Source organism: Mesorhizobium sp. M4B.F.Ca.ET.203.01.1.1, from assembly GCF_004791025.1.
GTDB classification, from domain to species: domain Bacteria; phylum Pseudomonadota; class Alphaproteobacteria; order Rhizobiales; family Rhizobiaceae; genus Mesorhizobium; species Mesorhizobium abyssinicae.
In genome coordinates this window covers 1-389 of sequence record NZ_SRUO01000092.1, presented here as the reverse complement: position 1 = coordinate 389, position 389 = coordinate 1, and the positions used below count along the sequence as shown (strand labels likewise).

The window sequence follows — 389 nt, the reverse complement described above, 5'->3', positions numbered from 1 at the left end:
CAGCCATGCCTGGCCACGCGGTGCCGCATCAACGCGCAGGGTGTCAACAGCATCAGGTCACCGTTGGCCTCGCGCTGCAGGTCCAGTGGCGTGTGCGACTGCAGCGCGACGACAGCCTCGCCGTTGCCCGACCACGCCAGCCGCCGCCCGTCTTCCTGGGCCAGGTGATCCACGCCGGTGATCTTCAACCGGTCGTCGGGCAAGGCATCCGGCACGCGGGTCACGTTCAACCCCTGCTCTGCCCCATCCTCGATCCGCAGCGCCATGCCGGGGCCCGCGTCACCGCGCGCGAAGAACACGCCGGACGCGCCTTCGTTGCCGGTGAGGCCCGATGCCTCGGGCAGCACGGGCAGGTCGCCCTTGTCGGCATAGGTCAGGCCGAAGCCGAA

General features: G+C 70.2%; 1 protein-coding gene. It reads right to left on the bottom strand.

Annotated elements, in window-relative coordinates; genetic code table 11:
- A partial coding sequence (locus EN846_RS33775; protein ID WP_210236138.1) for a putative glycoside hydrolase occupies positions 1 to 389 on the bottom strand: 389 nt, incomplete at both ends.